This is a genomic window from Pseudomonas sp. MPB23, from assembly GCF_046605395.1.
Lineage (GTDB): Bacteria > Pseudomonadota > Gammaproteobacteria > Pseudomonadales > Pseudomonadaceae > Aquipseudomonas.
In genome coordinates, this window is sequence record NZ_CP176771.1 from 6,489,398 (window position 1) to 6,508,389 (window position 18,992).

Here is an 18,992-nt window from a genome sequence, read left to right on the forward strand (position 1 = left end):
GCGGTATCTATTTACCCCACGAGAACTGAAATCATGTCCGTATCTCTCAGTAAAGCCCCTTCTCCCCTGATTCAACCTCCCAGCGACCGCCCAACCCCGCCGGTCACGCGCACCGAATCGCCCAACGCACAGGTGCCAAAAACCGCAGCCGATGTAACGACTTCGCCCCATGAAACCGAGTTGCTTAATGCTTACGTGGCAGCGGTGCAACACAAAGCCTTGGGCAAAAACCCCGGGCTGGTCAAGGTCCCCGCCCAGAGCACCTTGGGCCAATGGCTTGACCTGTATCGCATCCAATTGAGCCAACCGGTCGTTCAAGCCTGGATGCACGAACAGCGCATCGACCAGGCCACGCTGACACTCGACCCACGGACAGGCAACCTGACCGCCGATGTCCAGGGTAAGAAAAAAACCCTCACCCTGTCGGACCGCTCGGGCTGGGGGCAAATCAGCAAGCCCCTGCTGGCGGCAGCCAAAGTGATTGCGCCGGGCAATCTTGACCGCTTGCAAGTGCACTTCAATGACAAAGACAACTACGTCAGCGCGCGCGTAGTCGCCAACTTTCACGGTGAAGCGCTGCCATCGTCGCTGGCCGAAGCCCGCGCGCAAATCCGGCGCCTGGACAGCCAAAAAGCCTTCGACGCGATCCCAGCGGACGATCGCGCGCGCCCGGCCAGCAGTCGCTCGGCCCAGGCCCTGCAACAACTGAACCTCGACGCCGAGCGGTTCTACACCCAGGCGCCCCAGGCCTTGGCCTACAAACACCTGGCGGTGGATGTGGCCGACAACCTGCCGAACGTACGCGCACAAGCGAAACTGTGGGCGCAGTCCCTCATCTTCAAATTGACCGGCAAGCAGGTGGACGCCGATACCCTTTACCTGAACCGCTTCAATGGCTCGCAAAGTGCTTCGACCGCCACCGGCTGGGAACATCGGAACGAAGAGCCGACCTCATCCCTGCGCCTGCCCGATGCGCTGCTGAAGAACTTCTCCGAAAACGATTGGGTCCCGGGCAACCTCGACTCCGAAGCCGGCATCTATAGGGACGGCCCAGGGCAGAGTAAAACGGGAGGGTACGGCGCCCGTAACCAATTCCCCCTGGCGCCCTCCGCGCTGATGCATGCCAGCTGGAAAACCGATTTCCAGGCGCACATGACCCAACAAATCGACAGCTTTTGGAAGGACCGCGGTGATAACTACCAGACAGCGGTCAAAGGTGAGTTCGTCTATCAGGCACGCAAGCAAATGCAGGCCGCGCAAGCCGCGTCCCCTGCCGAAAGGGCCCTGCAAGCCCCCGAGCATCGCTTCAGCCGTGAAGACTACCGTCTGGTCATGGGCGCGGCGGCCAATCTTCCACTGAATGAAAATGCACCGCTCAGCGTCGAACAGCTCAAGGCCAGCGCCCCGCCAGAGGGCAACGTCCAGGCGCACGCGTTCAATATCAAGGGGTTCCTGTCCAACGACATGGTGCGTTTCAGTGCGGCTGACGGTGGCCAGCAGGTGCTCTACATGCCGGGCGCGGAGCCGGCATTTCTACGGTTCGATTCCCTGGAAAAGCTCGACCAATGGGTGATCGAGCAAACCAAAGACCCCAAGAAGCGCGAGGCGCTGCTCGCGCACTTCCCGCTGATCAGCCGTCAGGACCATGAGCCGGGTACCCTCGAGCGCTTGACCAAAGTGTTCATGCCCATTCTGTGGTTTTCGAATGTGGGCACCAAAACGGAAGGCCTGGACACGATTGCCGACAAACTTGCCTCGGGAAAACTCAAAGATCCGACGTTCGATGGCAGGGATTCGCATATCAAGGGGGATGTTTTCTCGGCCATGACCTCCGCCAGCAAAGAGCGCATGACCAGCGACGCCGACGTCATGATTAAGTCCAACAGCGAGGTGACGCGCGACACCTGGCTGAACGACATCACCGTCGCGGCAGGCCTGCTGACCAAACTGGCACCGATTGCCGCGCCCGTTGCCGCCGCCGCCGCCGTCACCGGCCTGACCGAACTGGCGCTGGGAGCGGAAAAACAGGCATCCGGCGATACGCTCGCCGAACGTAACGACGGTGCCTCCAAGGCCTTCGACGGATTGATGAACACCTTGTTTTCGGCTGGCGCCAGCGGCGCGGTCGAAGACCCGTTCGCCCCGCCAGGAGAAACCTCGGTGGCCCCCAACCCCGCCGAGGCGCCTCGCATCGAAAGCCCGCGCACGGGGCGCGTCATCAACCGCCTGCAGCCCAGCCAGGCGAGCACTATCAGCCAATACGCAGTGCCGAACGGTGAGCAACTCATCGAAAATGCCACCCGCAATGCGAAGGGCATGTACCAGGTGAAAGATGCTGCCACCAACATGGATAAGTGGTTTATCCGCTACACCGACGCCACCGGGGTTCGCCAGGTGTATGAGATCAAGGGCGATTTCAAACTGAGCAACAATTATGTGCAGATCATCGACCGCGACACCGGCAAGCCAGTGATGACGGTACACGCCGACGGCAAGGGTGAATGGGTGCGCGCCACGGCCGATGGCGGGTTGAAGTGGCCCTGGCAACGCTCCGAGTCACCGACGCCCGAAAGCGAACCACACGGTTCACGCCGGATCTCGCAACGCTTTCTCCACGCCGACGGGTCGCGCACCGAGGGCGCGGAGAAGTTCGACGACTACCTGAACCTCAAGGAAGGCACCGACTATGTCTTCAACAACACCCTTTATCAGGATGGCCCGACCGTGCGGCGCAAACTCGTCACGTCGTGGCAAGTCGATGACGGCGCGTTCAGTGTCTCCGAGGGGGAAAAGGCCCAACCGACCACCTTTTCCACCGATGACTACTCCTCCAGCTTTGCACCTGACCTCAATCGCGAACGCTACAGCGTGGTCACCAAACAAGCCGGTGAAGAGGTGCGCACCAAGCTCGACTATCGCGGTGACACGTTCGAGGACACCGTCAAGCACAGGGTCGGCGCCCTCGAAAAAGCCATTCCCGATCCAGCACTGCGAGCGCGTATCTCCGAAGTCGCTCACCAGGGCAGTTCGTTCCCGGCGCTCGTGGAGTTGTCGCCACCGGCCCTCAAGGATGGGTATGCCGTGAACGCCGGGGAGAAGAACTTCGTCATCACATATGACCCCGACGCTGGCGTCCATACGGTCAAGGCCACGACCCAATGGCAACTGCGCCAGATCACGGATGACGGCCTGATCAACGTCAGGGACCTGGATATTGTCAGCAGCCGGACCTTCACCATTCGTCAGAGCAACGAACTGGACAGTGGCGGCTACAGCATCGACCCCTCTGCCCCAACCAAGATAGAGGTGTCGACGCCCTCCGCGGTGTAAGCGCCTGAACCGGCGCAGACGCTGATTGACCCTATCTGATCCCCCACAAACCAAATGGAAACGGCAGTCACCGAGGTGACCGCCGTTCAGGTCAATGGTGGCGGGGCTATGGAGCCTTGATGGGCCACTTCGGAGATTCGGGCACGCAGGTCTGGATCAGCAACTGCCGTCTCGAACTGACTCAATCAAGACAAAACGCCGCCAAAGGCAGCGTTATGGTGGTCCTCGGTGCGCAGGAAAATCGGGTTGTCATGCCGCGCATCGGCAGCAGCGATAACCTCGGTTATCATCGTTTTTTGTTCGAGCCGCGCTATTGCCTGCCACTTCAGGGGTCTCCATGGAAAGAATCGCCTTAAAACCGCTGCTCCTCGTCGCCGGTCTGTTGGCCTTTATGCCGATGGCTCACGCCGCCAGCACCCTGGTCTACTGCTCCGAAGCCAGCCCCGCCGGCTTCGATCCCAGCCAGTACACCAGCGGCACCGATTTCGATGCCTCCGCCGAAACCGTGTTCAACCGCCTGACCCAGTTCAAGCGCGGCGGCACCGAGGTCGAACCGGGGCTGGCGACAAGCTGGGAGGTGTCCCCGGATGGCCTGACGTATACCTTCCACCTGCGCGATGGCGTCAAGTTCCACACCACCGATTTCTTCACCCCGACCCGCGACTTCAATGCCGATGATGTGCTGTTCACCTTCAATCGCCTGCTGGATGCCGACAGCCCGTTCCGCAAGGCCTACCCGTCCGAGTCGCCGTACTTCACCGACATGGGCTTGAACACCACGATCAAGGGCCTGGACAAGCTCGACGAACACACGGTGCGTTTCAACCTGAACAACATCGATTCGGCATTCGTGCAAAACCTGGCCATGAGCTTCGCTTCGATACAGTCCGCCGAGTACGCCGCGCAACTGTTGAAGCAGGGCACTGCCTCGGACATCAACCAGAAGCCGATCGGCACCGGGCCGTTCGTGTTCAAGCGCTACCAGAAAGACGCGCAGATTCGCTACGTCGCCAATAAACAGTATTGGAAGCCCGAGGATGTGAAGCTCGACAACCTGGTGTTCGCGATCACCCCGGACGCCGCGGCGCGCCTGCAGAAACTCAAGGCCGGCGAATGCCAGGTCAGCGGCTATCCGCGCCCGGCGGATATCGAGGTGATGAAACAGGACCCCAACCTGCACGTGCTGCAACAAGCCGGTTTCAACCTGGGCTTTCTCGCCTACAACGTGACCCATCCGCCGCTGGACCAACTCAAGGTACGCCAGGCCCTGGACATGGCCATCGACAAGCCGGCGATCATCAAGGCCGTGTACCAAAGCGCCGGACAATTGGCGCAGAACGCCCTGCCACCGGCGCAGTGGTCTTATGACCCAAGCATCAAGGACGCCCCCCATGACCCGGCCAAGGCGCGGGCGCTACTAAAAGAAGCAGGGGTTGCACCGGGTACGACCATCAACCTGTGGGCCATGACCGTCCAGCGTGCCTCCAACCCGAATGCGCGCATGTCAGCGCAAATGATCCAGCAGGATTGGGAAAAGGTCGGCATCAAGGCCAACATCGTCAGCTATGAATGGGGCGAATACATCAAGCGCGCTAAAAACGGCGAGCACGACGCAATGATTTATGGCTGGACCGGCGACAACGGCGACCCGGATAACTGGCTGGGCGTGCTCTACAGTTGTGCTGCGGTCAAGGGCAGCAACTACGCCAAATGGTGTAACCCGGCCTACGACAAGCTGGTGCAGCAGGCCAAGGTCAGCAACGACCGCGAACAGCGCATCAAGTGGTATCAACAGGCACAAAAAATCCTTAAGGAACAAGTACCTATAACGCCTATTGCGAATTCGACGGTTTTCCAGCCCCTGCGCAAAGAAGTGCAGAACTTCAAAATCAGCCCCTTCGGGCTGACGCCGTTCTACGGTGTGAGTCTAGATAAGTAACAAAAACGCCCCAACCAAGCGCACAAAATGCCTTGGTTGGGCCTTTTAAGTGCGCCCGGCGCACCGGAAAAACCCTCTAAACAGGCACATTTGTGTCGAAAGTTTCATAATTGCGACATTCTTGTACGTTCGTACCACTCTTTAAGCCTTGCAACGGTTCAGCATCTTGCAATGGGTATGGCGCCTGCATAAGTATCCGCAGGCCGACTCACGAGGTCGCCCTCACTACCAAAAATGACAACAAATCATGAGGCCCACATGCTTAAACACGCAGTCCTTCCGCTATTAGTGAGCGCTGGCCTTTTGGCCGCCGCCCCATTCGCCCAAGCGGCGACTAACCTGGTGTTCTGCTCCGAAGGGAGCCCCGCGGGCTTCGATCCCGGCCAGTACACCACCGGAACAGACTTCGATGCTTCGGCCGAAACCATGTTCAATCGTCTGACCCAGTTCGAACGTGGCGGCACTGCCGTTGTTCCTGGGCTGGCTACTCGTTGGGACGTGTCCGCGGATGGCCTGACGTATACCTTCCACCTGCGCGATGGCGTCAAGTTCCACACCACCCCGTACTTCAAGCCGACCCGTACCTTCAATGCCGATGACGTGCTGTTCACGTTCAACCGCATGATCAACAAGGACGACCCATTCCGCAAAGCCTACCCCACCGAGTTCCCGTACTTCACGGACATGGGGATGGACACCAACATCAAGCACATCGAGAAAGTCGATGACCACACCGTCAAGTTCACCCTTGGCACCGTGGACGCGGCCTTCATCCAGAACCTGGCCATGAGCTTCGCGTCGATCCAGTCCGCCGAATACGCCGCCCAACTGCTGAAAAACGGCATGCCGCAAGACATCAACCAGAAGCCGATCGGCACCGGCCCGTTCGTGTTCAAGAGCTACCAGAAAGACTCGAACATTCGTTACACCGGCAACAAGGACTACTGGAACCCGGCCGACGTGAAGATCGACAACCTGATCTTCGCCATCACCACCGACCCGTCGGTGCGTATCCAGAAGCTCAAGAAAAACGAATGCCAGATCACCCTGTTCCCGCGTCCGGCCGACCTCAAGGCGCTGGAAGCCGACAAGGATCTGAAACTGCCGAACCAGGCCGGATTCAACCTGGGCTACATCGCCTACAACGTCATGGACAAGGTCAAGGGCAGCGACCAGCCAAACCCATTGGCTGACCTGCGCGTGCGTCAGGCACTGGACATGTCGGTGAACAAGCAGCAGATCATCGACTCCGTGTACCAGGGCGCCGGCCAACTGGCCGTCAACGCCATGCCGCCGACCCAATGGTCGTATGACACCACCATCAAGGACGCCAAGTTCGATCCCGAGAAGGCCAAGGCGCTGCTCAAGGAAGCGGGCGTCAAGGAAGGCACCGAGATCGTGCTGTGGGCCATGCCGGTTCAGCGTCCGTACAACCCGAACGCCAAGCTGATGGCTGAGATGCTGCAAAACGACTGGAAGAAGATCGGTCTCAACGTAAAAATCACCAGCTACGAATGGGGCGAGTACATCAAGCGCTCCAAGGGCGGCGAGAACCAGGCCATGATCATTGGCTGGAGCGGCGACAATGGTGACCCGGACAACTGGCTGAACGTGCTGTTCGGCTGCGACTCGCTGTCGGGTAACAACTTCTCCAAGTGGTGCGACAAGAAATTCGACGGCATCGTGAAAGAAGCCAAGGCCACCTCGGATGTCGCCAAACGCACCGAGCTGTACAAGCAGGCGCAACATATCCTCAAAGATGCAGTCCCGATGACACCTATCGCGCACTCGACGGTGTATCAACCCATGCGCAACACCGTACAGGACTTCAAGATCAGCCCATTTGGCTTGAACTCCTTCTACGGCGTGAGCGTAAGCGGCAAGTAAGGATCACTGACTGCGACGTGTCATCACGTCGCCGTTATTGCATCCGTCTGAACCGTAGGAAATAGACCACGCTCGCTGTCGCTGCTTCCTACAGCAATGAACTGCGAAACGTAGCTCCTTTGCCTACAAGGTCAGTCCGATTTGACGCCTTTACTGTGAAGTCCACGGCCCATACCGTCGTAGGACAGCAGAAGCTCCTATCGGGGAAAGTCACTTGCTGTGTGTGGGATCAGTGATGTCTGCCTGGCTGAACGCCAGGCTGATTGCTTGCTGATAACAATTACAAACAAGGATCGGGATCGTCATGCGCCATACCACCGTTCTATCCGCCATTTTTGGTACCAGCCTGCTGGCTCTGGCCACGATGGGCCAGGCCGCCGAAAAGAAGAGCCTGGTGTTCTGCTCCGAAGGCAGCCCGGCAGGCTTTGACACCGCGCAATACACCACCGCCACCGACAACGACGCGGCCGAGCCGCTGTACAACCGCCTGGTTGAGTTTGAAAAAGGCGAGACCAACGTGGTACCGGGGCTGGCCACTAAGTGGGATATTTCCGATGACGGCCTGACCTACACCTTCCACCTGCGGGAAGGGGTGAAATTCCACAGCAACAAGGAATTCAAGCCGACGCGGGACTTCAACGCCGACGACGTGCTGTTCACCTTCAACCGCATGCTTGACCCCGACCACCCGTTTCGTAAGGCCTACCCCACCGAGTTTCCGTACTTCAACGGGATGAGCCTGAACAAGAACATTGCCAAGGTCGCCAAAACCGATGCGTACACCGTGGTGATGACCCTGAACGCAGTCGACGCCGCGTTCGTGCAAAACATCGCCATGAGCTTCGCCTCGATCCTCTCGGCCGAGTACGCCGAGCAGTTGCTCAAGGCCGGCAAGCCCAGCGACATCAACCAGAAGCCGATCGGCACTGGTCCCTTTGTGTTCCAGCGCTACCAGAAAGACTCGCAGATCCGTTATGTGGCGAACAAACAGTACTGGGACCCGAGCAAGGTCCAGCTGGACCAGTTGATTTTCGCCATCAACACCGACGCGTCGGTGCGCGTGCAAAAACTCAAGGCCGGCGAATGCCAGGTGACCCTGCATCCACGCCCGGCGGACGTCGACGCCCTCAAGGCCGACCCGAACCTGCAACTGCTGACCAAGCCCGGTTTCAACCTCGGCTATATCGCCTACAACGTGCGCCACAAGCCGTTCGACCAGCTCGAAGTGCGCCAGGCGCTGGACATGGCGGTGAACAAGCAGAGCATCCTCAATGCCGTGTACCAGGGCGCCGGGCAACTGGCGGTCAACGCCATGCCGCCGACGCAGTGGTCCTACGACGACAGCATCAAAGACGCCGCCTACGACCCGGAAAAAGCCAAGGCCCTGCTCAAGGCCGCCGGCGTGAAGGAAGGCACCGAAATCACCCTGTGGGCGATGCCGGTGCAACGGCCGTACAACCCTAACGCCAAGCTGATGGCCGAGATGCTGCAAAGCGATTGGGCCAAGATCGGCCTCAAAGTCAAGATCGTCAGCTACGAGTGGGGCGAATACATCAAGCGAACCAAGAACGGTGAGCACGATATCAGCCTGATCGGCTGGACCGGCGACAACGGTGACCCGGACAACTGGCTGGGCACCCTCTATAGCTGCGATGCCATCGGCGGGAACAACTACTCCATGTGGTGTGACCCCGCGTACGACAAGCTGATCAAGCAAGCCAAGGTCGTCACCGACCGTGAACAAAGGACGGTTCTATACCGACAGGCGCAGCAATTGCTCAAGCAGCAAGTGCCGATCACGCCCGTCGCCCACTCGACGGTCAACCAGCCGTTAAGCGCCAAAGTCGAAGGCTTCAAAGTCAGCCCCTTCGGCCGCAACGTGTTCTCGGGCGTCAGTATCAACCCATAAGAAAATAACCGGATTGCGCAGGGTGGCTCGCCACCTTGCTGCAAACGCGCAGCCTTTTATTGGGATTTTTCCTACAGCAAACGTTTGCAATGCCTTGAATGAGTTACACCCCAATAGCCGGTTCACCTAAAAAGACCGGCATAAAAAAAAGAGAACCAAAGGAGCTTCACTCATGAAACTGAGCAGCAAAGCGCTACTGGCCCTGGCCATCAGCAGCATCACGGCCACCGCCTACGCTGAACCCGCCAGCCAGGACTTCGTCCCCACCACATTGGCCGGCACCAGCGCCCAAAGCGAGGCCAAGGGCTTTATCGAAGATTTCAGCCTGGGCGGCACCACACGTAACTGGTACTCCCATGAAAGCAAGTACCGTGGGGGTACCTTCGAATACCAGAAGCATGGTGAAACCCGTACCGACCGCAACCGCACCAACTGGGTACAGGGCACCATCATCAATGCCAGCTCGGGCTTCACCCAGGGCACCGTGGGCGTCAAGACCGAATTGGCGGTCTACAACGCACTGGTCCTGGACCGCAGCAAGCGTGATATCAAAGGCGGTTCCAACCGTACCCTGGCCGACTCCAACGGGGATGCCGTCGACCAGTGGAGCAAACTGGGCCTGGCCAACGTGCAGTTCCGCGTGGCCAACACGACCCTGACCGCCGGCCGCCAGAACTTCAGCAGCGGCATCGTCGATACCATTGGCAACCGTGCGTTGCCTTCGAGCTTTGAAGGGGTGAGTTTCAACAGCGAAGAGTTCAGCAACCTGTCGTTCCAGGGCGGTATTTTTGACCGTGTTTCGCCACGTACCGAACAGAGCCTGTCGAAATTCCGTAGCGAATACGGCAATGGCGCAGAGACCGACAAAGTGTCCACCCTGGGCTTGAACTACCAGCCGCTCAAAAGCCTGAAAACCAGCCTTTTTGCCGCCAACGTCAAAGACTTCTGGAACCAGTACTACTTCGGCGCGACCCACGAATTGGGCGACAGCCAGCAACTGGCCCTGACCACCGGTTTCAACTATTACAAAACCGTGGATGAAGGCAAAAAAGAGATGGGGAAAATCGACAACGATACCTACTCCCTGTCCCTGGGCCTGGCTCACCAGGCGCATAGCCTGACGTTCGCGTACCAGCAAGTGAACGGTAACGAGTACTTCGACTACCTGCACGAAACCAACGGCATCTACCTGGCCAACTCCCTGACCTCGGACTTCAACGGCCCGAACGAGAAGTCCTTCCAGATCGCCTACGGCATCAACATGGCCGAATACGGCGTGCCAGGCCTGAAGTTCAACGTGTACTCGGCGCGCGGCTGGGGCATCGACGGCACCCACTACACCGGCAACGGGGGTCGGGCCAAGTTCGCCTACGACGGCATCCAGAAACAAGATGGCGAAAAACACCAGGAATACGGTGTAGGCGCCTCTTACGCGATCCAGAGCGGCCCACTCAAGGCCACCGCCATTCGTGCAACCTATGTTGAGCACCGCGCCAGCCAGTTCCAGGCCGATGGCAGCATCAAAGAGTTCCGCCTGGTCACCACCATTCCGTTCAACATTCTTTAACCAGCGCCAGGTAGACGGCGGGCTCGGGGCGAGCCCGCCGTCTACGCTTGTCTGGCTGCATCGATTGCAGAGGGCTCCGAATGAAAATGCTCCCGCTACAAGCCGCCATAGCTGCCACGCTGCTGAGCGTAGCCGTCGGCATTTCGGCCAAACCGCTGGTGGTCTGCACCGAAGCCAGCCCGGAGGGTTTCGACCCGGTGCTGTACACCACCGCCGTCACCGCCGACGCCGCCGCAGAAACCCTGTTCAACCGCCTGGTGGACTTCAAGCCCGGCACCACCGAAGTGGTGCCTGCACTGGCCAAGGCCCTGCCGGAAATCAGCGCCGACGGCCTGACCTACGCCTTCCACCTGCGTGACGACATCAAGTTCCACACCACCGACTACTTCAAACCCACGCGCAACCTGAATGCCGACGACGTGTTGTGGAGCTTCCAGCGCCAGTTGGACCCGAAACACCCGTGGCACGCCAAGTCCAACGTGGGCTACCCATACTTTGAAAGCATGGGCTTCAAGGAACTGCTCAAGAGCGTCGAAAAGACCGACGAGCACACCGTGGTCTTCACCCTGACCCGTCCGGAAGCACCGTTCCTGGCCGACCTGGCCATGGCGTTTTCGTCGATTCACTCAGCCGAATACGCCGACCAGTTGCTCAAGTCCGGCAAGACCGATGACCTCAACGCCAAGCCCATCGGCACCGGCCCGTTCATCTTCACCCGCTACGCCAAGGACGCCCAGGTGCGTTTCAAGGCCAACCCGGACTACTTCCGTGGCAAGCCGCCGGCCGACCCGCTGATCCTGGCGATCACCACCGACAACAACGTGCGCCTGCAGAAGCTCAAGGCCAATGAGTGCCAGATCGCGCTGTACCCCAAGCCGGACGACATCCCGAGCATCAAGAAAGACCCGAACCTGAAAGTCGATGAACTGGCGGCCATGATCACCAGCTACACCGCCATGAACACCACCCGCAAGTACATGAGCGACGCGCGGGTGCGTCACGCGATCAACATCGCGTTCGACAAGGCCGGCTACACTGAGGCCCTGTACGGCAAAGGCAATGCCGTGGTCGGCACCGGCCCGTATCCACCGACGTTGCTGGGTTTCAACCACAAGCTGACCAACCCGCCGCGTGACCTGGACAAAGCCCGCGCCCTGCTCAAGGAAGCCGGCGTACCGGAAGGCACTGAGTTCACCCTGTTCACTCGCAACGGCGGCGGCCAGACCAACCCCAACCCGATGCTCGGCGCCCAGCGCCTGCAGGCGGATCTGGCGCAGATCGGCCTGAAGGTGAATATCAAGGTCATGGAATGGGGCGAGATGCTCAAGCGCGCCAAAGCCGGCGAGCACGATATGGTGTCGGCGGGCTGGGCCGGCGATAACGGCGACCCGGATAACTTCCTCACGCCGAACCTGAGTTGCGACGCGGCGAAAAACGGCGAAAACTACGCCCGCTGGTGCAACAAGGCATTTCAGGATTTGATCGACAAGGCACGCGCCATCGCTGAACCCACCCAGCGCGCTGCACTCTATGAACAAGCACAGGACGTTTTCGCCGAGGATCAACCGTGGATTCCCATGGCATACCCGAAAATGTTCACCGCCATGCGCAAAAACGTCGAGGGTTATACCCAAAGCCCGCTGACGACCAATAACTTCGCCACCACCCAGGTGAAGTAAATAAGAAAAAACGCTCGGCGCCGTCGACATTGACGGCACCGGACCTGCCTAACCGGCTGATTGAGGTACACCACAAGATGTTTAGTTTTATTGCCCGCCGATTGGGGTTATTGATCCCCACCTTCTTCGGCATCACGTTGCTGACGTTTGCGTTGATTCGCATGATTCCCGGCGACCCCGTCGAAGTCATGATGGGCGAACGGCGCGTCGACCCCGAGATGCATGCACAGGCAATGGAACGCCTTGGCCTTAACAAGCCGCTGTACGCCCAATACCTGGACTATGTGGGCAAGCTCGCCCACGGCGATCTTGGCGAATCCCTGCGTACGCGCACCAGCGTGTGGACCGAGTTCACCGCGCTCTTCCCGGCGACATTGGAGCTGTCCATGGCCGCCCTGTTGTTCGCCGGGATCCTGGGCCTGTTGGCGGGGGTGATCGCGGCCTTGAAGCGAGGATCGCTGTTCGACCACGGGGTCATGGGCATCTCCCTCGCGGGCTATTCGATGCCGATCTTCTGGTGGGGCCTGATCCTGATCATGTTCTTCTCGGTGAGCCTGGGCTGGACCCCGGTGTCCGGGCGGATCGACCTGCTCTACGACATCGAGCCGCGCACCGGCTTCATGCTGATCGACACGCTGCTGGCCGACGAGCCGGATGCATTCTTCGACGCCCTGCATCACCTGATCCTGCCGGCCATCGTGCTCGGCACCATCCCGCTGGCGGTGATTGCGCGGATGACCCGTTCGTCGATGCTCGAAGTGCTGCGCGAGGACTACATCCGCACCGCCAAGGCCAAAGGCCTGTCGCCGGCGCGCGTAGTCTTCGTCCACGGCCTGCGCAATGCGCTGATCCCGGTCCTCACCGTGGTCGGCCTGCAAGTCGGCACCTTGCTCGCCGGTGCGGTATTGACCGAAACCATCTTCTCGTGGCCCGGCATCGGCAAATGGCTGATCGAAGCCATTGGCGCACGGGATTACCCGGTGGTGCAAAACGGCATTTTGCTGATCGCCTGCCTGGTGATCCTGGTGAACTTCGTGGTGGATATCCTCTACGGCTTCGCCAACCCACGCATCCGTCACCAGCGCTGAGATCATGACCATGACCACACCTACTCCAGTGTCAGCAGTCGATCAAAGCCTGCTGTACCCGTCTCCGTACAAAGAATTCTGGCAAGCCTTCTCCAAGAACAAAGGCGCGGTCGCCGGCCTGCTGTTCATGTTGCTGATCGTGTTCTGCGCGCTCTTCGCCCCCTGGGTGGCGCCGCATAACCCCAGCGAGCAATACCGCGACTTCCTGCTGACCCCGCCGTCATGGCTGGAAGGCGGGCAGATCCAGTTCCTGCTCGGCACCGACGAACTCGGTCGTGACTTGCTCTCGCGTTTGATCCAGGGCTCGCGCCTGTCGCTGCTGATCGGTTTGTCGTCGGTGGTGATGTCACTGATTCCGGGCATCCTGCTCGGTCTGTTCGCCGGCTTCTTCCCGCGCCTGCTCGGCCCGACCATCATGCGTCTGATGGACATCATGCTGGCCCTGCCCTCGCTGCTGCTGGCGGTTGCCATTGTCGCAATCCTCGGCCCTGGCCTGATCAACACCGTGATTGCCATCGCCATCGTGTCGCTGCCGTCCTACGTGCGCCTGACCCGCGCTGCGGTGATGGGCGAACTGAACCGTGACTACGTGACTGCCGCGCGCCTGGCCGGTGCCGGCTTGCCGCGCCTGATGTTCATCACCGTGCTGCCCAACTGCATGGCACCGCTGATCGTCCAGGCCACCTTGAGTTTCTCTTCGGCGATCCTCGATGCCGCCGCCCTGGGCTTCCTCGGCCTGGGCGTACAACCGCCGACGCCGGAGTGGGGCACCATGCTGGCATCGGCCCGTGACTACATCGAACGCGCCTGGTGGGTCGTGAGCCTACCGGGTCTGACCATTTTGCTCAGCGTGCTGGCAATCAACTTGATGGGTGACGGCCTGCGCGATGCGCTGGACCCGAAACTCAAGAACGCCGCCTGAGGAGATTCCCATGTCACTGTTAGAAATCAAGAATCTCAACGTGCGCTTCGGCGACAAGACCGCCGTGCCGGTGGTCGATGGCCTCGACATTAGCGTCGACAAAGGCGAAGTCCTGGCGATCGTGGGCGAGTCGGGCTCGGGTAAATCCGTGACCATGATGGCGCTGATGGGCCTGATCGAGCACCCCGGCATCGTCACCGCCGACGCCCTGAACTTCGACGGCAAGGACATGCTCAAGCTGAGCAATCGCCAGCGTCGGCAGATCGTCGGCAAAGACCTGGCGATGGTGTTCCAGGACCCGATGACCGCGCTGAACCCCAGCTACACCGTGGGTTTCCAGATCGAAGAAGTGCTGCGCCTGCACCTGAAGATGTCCGGCAAGCAAGCACGTAAACGCGCGATCGAACTGTTGGAAAAAGTCGAGATCCCCGGCGCTGCCAGCCGAATGACGGCCTACCCGCACCAACTGTCCGGCGGCATGAGCCAGCGCGTGGCCATCGCCATGGCGATTGCCGGCGAGCCGAAGCTGCTGATCGCGGATGAGCCGACCACCGCATTGGACGTGACCATCCAGGCGCAGATCATGGACCTGCTGCTGGCCCTGCAGAAAGAGCAGAACATGGGCCTGGTGCTGATCACCCACGACCTCGCCGTCGTCGCGGAAACCGCCCAGCGCGTGTGCGTGATGTACGCCGGACAGGCCGTGGAGGTCGGCCAGGTGCCACAACTGTTCGATATCCCGGCCCACCCCTACAGCGAAGCGCTGCTCAAGGCGATCCCCGAGCACAGCCTCGGTGCCGCGCGCCTGGCCACGCTGCCCGGCATCGTACCCGGCCGTTACGACCGCCCGCAGGGTTGCCTGTTGTCGCCGCGTTGCCCCTATGTGCAGGACAGCTGCCGCCAGACCCGCCCGGGTCTTGATCCCAAATCCAACAGCCTCGCGCGCTGCTTCTACCCTTTGAACCAGGAGGTGGCGTAATGGCCGTCGTTCTTACCGCCCGCGACCTGACCCGTCACTACGAAGTGTCCCGTGGCCTGTTCAAAGGCAACGCCACCGTACGCGCCCTCAATGGCGTGTCCTTCGAGCTGGAAGCCGGCAAGACCCTCGCCGTCGTGGGCGAGTCAGGCTGTGGCAAATCCACCCTGGCCCGTGCGCTGACGCTGATTGAAGAGCCGTCGTCGGGCTCGTTGAAAATCGCCGGTCAGGAAGTCGCCGGCGCCGACAAGGCCCAGCGCAAGCAATTGCGCAAAGACGTGCAGATGGTGTTCCAGAGCCCGTATGCGTCGTTGAACCCGCGGCAGAAAGTCGGCGATCAACTCGGCGAACCGCTGCTGATCAACACCAACCTGTCCGCCGCCGAACGCCGCGAAAAGGTCCAGGCGATGATGAAACAGGTGGGCCTGCGCCCTGAGCATTATCAGCGCTACCCGCACATGTTCTCCGGCGGCCAGCGCCAGCGCATCGCCTTGGCCCGGGCGATGATGCTGCAACCCAAAGTGCTGGTGGCGGATGAACCGACCTCGGCGCTGGACGTGTCGATACAGGCCCAGGTGCTCAACCTGTTCATGGATTTGCAGCAGGAATTCAACACCGCCTACGTGTTCATTTCCCACAACCTGGCGGTGGTGCAACACGTTGCCGATGACGTGATGGTGATGTACCTCGGTCGCCCGGTGGAAATGGGCCCCAAGGCCGACATCTACGCGCGCCCGCTGCACCCGTATACCCAGGCGCTGCTGTCGGCCACTCCGACCATTCACCCGGACCCGTCCAAGCCGAAGATCAAGATCGTCGGCGAACTGCCCAACCCGCTGAACCCGCCGCCGGGTTGTGCGTTCCACAAGCGTTGTCCGTATGCCACCGAGCGGTGCAGCACTGAAGAGCCGCTGTTGCGGGCGCTGGATAATCGCCAGGTGGCTTGTCACTACGCGGAGCAATTCGTGGCCTGAAGCCTGTGTAGGAGCGGGCTTGCCCGCGAAGGCGTGCGCAACAAGGACGTCAACGGCCTGCTCAGTTGGCAATCCCCCCCTGAACTTCGGCACTGAGCAAGTACTGACCCTGGGCAGCGAATACCTCTATGAGTCGATGAACGACCCAGGTTCGCTGCGCCCTCAAAGCTACGACCCAGATATCAAGAATCAAGAACTGACTGACGTTGGTGAAGCGAGTGTGAAAGATGCCGTTATTGCACAGGTTGAAACCGTACGGGTGGGTGCCGAGCTTTCCTTGAAACAGCTGCGAGTGGGGCCAAATACACTCTAGTCGTCAGTCACCGTATGACAAGAAAGGGCGAAACCTTGAGGTTTCGCCCTTTCTTCAGTCTTGTTCAATCAGTACCCACTCTACGCAGCCTGTGTCTCACTCCTTGAATACAGAGTCCTTTGTCAGAGCGTTAAACCCTTTGCAATGCCAAAAGCCTTCTATTTCGTGAGTAAAAGGCAAACCAGAATATCGCGCAGTGAACTTGAATGAGACGATTGCAAGTGCACCACTCTGGCTCACCACCGCACTAATAGTTCCCGCATTGGCTGTCCATGTATGACCCGGATCTGACCGCGGAATAAATTCGGCCTTCCAACTTGAATCCAAAGGCATGTTGAGCTTCCACAACTCCGGAGCATTATAAAACCACAACTGAATACTCCCACCGTCACTTACACTACCCGCTCCCCCAACCAATATAATGTAGTTTTCAGCGTTATACATATTGCCGCCACCCGTTTCAAAACGCTGTCCATTATCCGTAAATATCAACTGACCAACGCCCAAGCTCGACTTATCCGACATGATCCCGTCCTCCCGCTCATGATTCATTCACGAGGGCGAACCCTCACCCTGAGGAAAATAGGAGGATTGCCATAGAGCGTCTACTGTCAAACCTGACAGTAACGCTGTTGAATTACCGGCCTGTCAGAACTATTTCAAATACCAGATATAGCAAACCCCCGCAGATGTTTAAACCTGCGGGGGTTAAAGGGTATAAGCCGTAGATAGCGCGCCAAACACTCTCTTTATCAGTGGTGCTCACGCGTCGCCCGGAATTTCACATCCGGCCAGCGCTCTTCCATCAGCGCCAGATTGACCCGGGTCGGCGCCAGGTAGGTCAGGTGACCGCCGCCGTCGATCGCAAGGTTTTCCACGGCTTTGTTGGAGAACTCTTCCAACTTCTTCTTATCGCTGCAATCGATCCAACGCGCGGAGTACACGGTGATCGGCTCGTAGGAGCATTCGACCTTGTATTCCTCTTTCAAGCGGCTGGCGACCACATCGAACTGCAGCACACCGACGGCGCCGAGGATGATGTCGTTGCTGCGCTCGGGGAAGAACACCTGGGTGGCGCCCTCTTCCGCCAGTTGTTGCAGGCCTTGGCGTAATTGCTTGGATTTGAGCGGGTCGCGCAGGCGTACGCGGCGGAACAGTTCCGGGGCGAAGTGCGGGATGCCGGTGAAGCCCAGGGTTTCGCCTTCGGTGAAGGTGTCGCCGATCTGGATGGTGCCGTGGTTGTGCAGGCCGATGATGTCGCCGGCGTAGGCTTCTTCGAGTTGTTCACGCTCGGAGGAGAAGAACGTGAGGGCGTCGCCGATGCGTACGTCCTTGCCGGTGCGCACGTGGCGCATCTTCATGCCTTTTTCGTAGCGGCCGGAGCAGATGCGCATGAAGGCGATACGGTCGCGGTGTTTGGGGTCCATGTTCGCCTGGATCTTGAACACGAAGCCCGAGAATTTCTCTTCCACCGGCTCCACGGTGCGCTCGTTGGCCACGCGGGCCAGGGGCGGCGGCGCCCAGTTCACCACGGCGTCAAGCACGTGGTCGACACCGAAGTTGCCCAGCGCGGTACCGAAGAACACCGGGGTCAGTTGGCCGTCGAGGAATTCCTGCTGGTTGAACTCGTGGCAGGCGCCCTGCACCAGTTCCAGTTGGTCGACGAAGCGGTCGTACTCGTCGCCCAGGTGGGCGCGGGCTTCGTCGGAGTCGAGCTTCTCGATGATTTTCACATCGGTGCGTTCGTGACCGTGGCCGGCGGTGTAGACAATGATGTAGTCGTCGGCCAGGTGGTACACGCCCTTGAAGTCGCGGTAGCAGCCGATCGGCCAGGTGATCGGCGCAGCCTTGATCTTCAGCACCGCTTCGATTTCATCGAGCAGTTCGATCGGGTCGCGGATGTCGCGGTCGAGTTTGTTGATAAAGCTGACGATCGGTGTGTCGCGCAGACGGCAGACGTCCATCAACGCGATGGTGCGCGGCTCGACGCCCTTACCGCCGTCGAGGACCATCAAGGCCGAGTCCACTGCGGTGAGGGTGCGGTAGGTGTCTTCGGAGAAGTCTTCGTGGCCCGGGGTGTCGAGCAGGTTGATCATGTGATCGCGATACGGGAACTGCATGACCGACGTGGTAATGGAAATACCCCGTTGTTTTTCCATTTCCATCCAGTCGGAGGTGGCATGGCGGTCGGATTTGCGGGATTTCACCGTGCCGGCCACTGCGATTGCCTTGCCCATCAGCAAGAGCTTCTCGGTGATGGTGGTTTTACCGGCATCGGGGTGGGAAATAATGGCGAAAGTGCGGCGTTTCGCGACTTCGGCGGCCTGGTGGGTCATGGGAAATCGCCTGGCAGGTGAGTCAAAAAAGGGCGGCGAGTATAGCGCAAACCGGGCGTGGCGGACCACCGT

At 59.8% G+C, this 18,992-nt stretch carries 14 protein-coding genes; 12 read left to right on the plus strand and 2 right to left on the minus strand.

Annotated elements, in window-relative coordinates; translation table 11 throughout:
* The first annotated feature begins 33 nt into the window (after positions 1-33).
* The 12 genes from ACLH0J_RS29560 to ACLH0J_RS29615 all read left to right on the plus strand — a co-directional run bounded on the left by ACLH0J_RS29560 (position 34) and on the right by ACLH0J_RS29615 (position 16,584).
* Positions 34-3,330 (plus strand): dermonecrotic toxin domain-containing protein, encoded by a 3,297-nt coding sequence (locus ACLH0J_RS29560; protein WP_411390209.1) that lies wholly within the window; start codon positions 34-36, stop codon positions 3,328-3,330.
* Positions 3,331-3,449: 119 nt separating this feature from the next.
* On the plus strand, positions 3,450-3,686 hold the full coding sequence (locus ACLH0J_RS29565; RefSeq protein ID WP_411390210.1) for a hypothetical protein: 237 nt from the start codon (positions 3,450-3,452) through the stop codon (positions 3,684-3,686).
* A complete protein-coding gene (locus tag ACLH0J_RS29570; protein ID WP_411390211.1) occupies positions 3,668-5,269 on the plus strand; it encodes an ABC transporter substrate-binding protein in 1,602 nt (533 codons plus the stop codon). The genes ACLH0J_RS29565 and ACLH0J_RS29570 overlap by 19 nt, the downstream gene beginning before the upstream one ends.
* A gap of 258 nt (positions 5,270-5,527) precedes the next feature.
* A complete protein-coding gene (locus tag ACLH0J_RS29575) occupies positions 5,528-7,156 on the plus strand; it encodes an ABC transporter substrate-binding protein (protein ID WP_411390212.1) in 1,629 nt (542 codons plus the stop codon).
* Between the two features lie 304 nt (positions 7,157-7,460).
* Positions 7,461-9,065: an ABC transporter substrate-binding protein gene (locus ACLH0J_RS29580; protein ID WP_411390213.1), complete on the plus strand. Its 1,605-nt coding sequence runs from the start codon at positions 7,461-7,463 to the stop codon at positions 9,063-9,065.
* 172 nt (positions 9,066-9,237) lie between these two features.
* On the plus strand, positions 9,238-10,632 hold the full coding sequence (locus ACLH0J_RS29585) for an OprD family outer membrane porin (RefSeq protein WP_411390214.1): 1,395 nt from the start codon (positions 9,238-9,240) through the stop codon (positions 10,630-10,632).
* Positions 10,633-10,712: 80 nt separating this feature from the next.
* Positions 10,713-12,311 carry an ABC transporter substrate-binding protein gene (locus ACLH0J_RS29590; protein ID WP_411390215.1) on the plus strand — a complete coding sequence of 533 codons (1,599 nt, stop codon included), beginning with the start codon at positions 10,713-10,715 and terminating at the stop codon, positions 12,309-12,311.
* A 77-nt stretch (positions 12,312-12,388) separates the two neighbouring features.
* Positions 12,389-13,399, plus strand: coding sequence for an ABC transporter permease subunit (locus tag ACLH0J_RS29595; RefSeq protein ID WP_010565541.1), 1,011 nt, complete (start codon positions 12,389-12,391; stop codon positions 13,397-13,399).
* 10 nt (positions 13,400-13,409) lie between these two features.
* The gene (locus ACLH0J_RS29600; RefSeq protein WP_026139829.1) at positions 13,410-14,321 is read left to right on the plus strand and encodes an ABC transporter permease subunit; all 912 of its coding nucleotides are present in this window, start codon (positions 13,410-13,412) and stop codon (positions 14,319-14,321) included.
* 10 nt (positions 14,322-14,331) lie between these two features.
* The gene (locus ACLH0J_RS29605) at positions 14,332-15,300 is read left to right on the plus strand and encodes an ABC transporter ATP-binding protein (RefSeq protein WP_411390216.1); all 969 of its coding nucleotides are present in this window, start codon (positions 14,332-14,334) and stop codon (positions 15,298-15,300) included.
* On the plus strand, positions 15,300-16,271 hold the full coding sequence (locus ACLH0J_RS29610) for a peptide ABC transporter ATP-binding protein (RefSeq protein ID WP_010565544.1): 972 nt from the start codon (positions 15,300-15,302) through the stop codon (positions 16,269-16,271). The genes ACLH0J_RS29605 and ACLH0J_RS29610 overlap by 1 nt, the downstream gene beginning before the upstream one ends.
* A 19-nt stretch (positions 16,272-16,290) precedes the next feature.
* Positions 16,291-16,584, plus strand: a complete 294-nt coding sequence (locus ACLH0J_RS29615) for a hypothetical protein (protein ID WP_411392921.1) — start codon at positions 16,291-16,293, stop codon at positions 16,582-16,584.
* Between the two features lie 96 nt (positions 16,585-16,680).
* Here the strand turns inward: ACLH0J_RS29615 and ACLH0J_RS29620 are convergent, their stop codons facing one another.
* Entirely contained in the window at positions 16,681-17,109 is a 429-nt protein-coding gene (locus ACLH0J_RS29620; protein WP_411390217.1) for a hypothetical protein, read from the minus strand.
* A gap of 227 nt (positions 17,110-17,336) precedes the next feature.
* Entirely contained in the window at positions 17,337-18,920 is a 1,584-nt protein-coding gene (locus ACLH0J_RS29625) for a peptide chain release factor 3 (protein ID WP_411390218.1), read from the minus strand.
* Positions 18,921-18,992 lie beyond the last annotated feature (72 nt).

What these genes read in the sequence shown, in the direction of transcription:
- ACLH0J_RS29560 (WP_411390209.1), top strand. Translation starts at nt 34, where the DNA reads ATGTCCGTATCTCTCAGTAAAGCCCCTTCTCCCCTGATTCAACCTCCC.
- ACLH0J_RS29565 (WP_411390210.1), top strand. Translation starts at nt 3,450, where the DNA reads ATGGGCCACTTCGGAGATTCGGGCACGCAGGTCTGGATCAGCAACTGC.
- ACLH0J_RS29570 (WP_411390211.1), top strand. Translation starts at nt 3,668, where the DNA reads ATGGAAAGAATCGCCTTAAAACCGCTGCTCCTCGTCGCCGGTCTGTTG.
- ACLH0J_RS29575 (WP_411390212.1), top strand. Translation starts at nt 5,528, where the DNA reads ATGCTTAAACACGCAGTCCTTCCGCTATTAGTGAGCGCTGGCCTTTTG.
- ACLH0J_RS29580 (WP_411390213.1), top strand. Translation starts at nt 7,461, where the DNA reads ATGCGCCATACCACCGTTCTATCCGCCATTTTTGGTACCAGCCTGCTG.
- ACLH0J_RS29585 (WP_411390214.1), top strand. Translation starts at nt 9,238, where the DNA reads ATGAAACTGAGCAGCAAAGCGCTACTGGCCCTGGCCATCAGCAGCATC.
- ACLH0J_RS29590 (WP_411390215.1), top strand. Translation starts at nt 10,713, where the DNA reads ATGAAAATGCTCCCGCTACAAGCCGCCATAGCTGCCACGCTGCTGAGC.
- ACLH0J_RS29595 (WP_010565541.1), top strand. Translation starts at nt 12,389, where the DNA reads ATGTTTAGTTTTATTGCCCGCCGATTGGGGTTATTGATCCCCACCTTC.
- ACLH0J_RS29600 (WP_026139829.1), top strand. Translation starts at nt 13,410, where the DNA reads ATGACCACACCTACTCCAGTGTCAGCAGTCGATCAAAGCCTGCTGTAC.
- ACLH0J_RS29605 (WP_411390216.1), top strand. Translation starts at nt 14,332, where the DNA reads ATGTCACTGTTAGAAATCAAGAATCTCAACGTGCGCTTCGGCGACAAG.
- ACLH0J_RS29610 (WP_010565544.1), top strand. Translation starts at nt 15,300, where the DNA reads ATGGCCGTCGTTCTTACCGCCCGCGACCTGACCCGTCACTACGAAGTG.
- ACLH0J_RS29620 (WP_411390217.1), bottom strand. Translation starts at nt 17,109, where the DNA reads ATGTCGGATAAGTCGAGCTTGGGCGTTGGTCAGTTGATATTTACGGAT.
- ACLH0J_RS29625 (WP_411390218.1), bottom strand. Translation starts at nt 18,920, where the DNA reads ATGACCCACCAGGCCGCCGAAGTCGCGAAACGCCGCACTTTCGCCATT.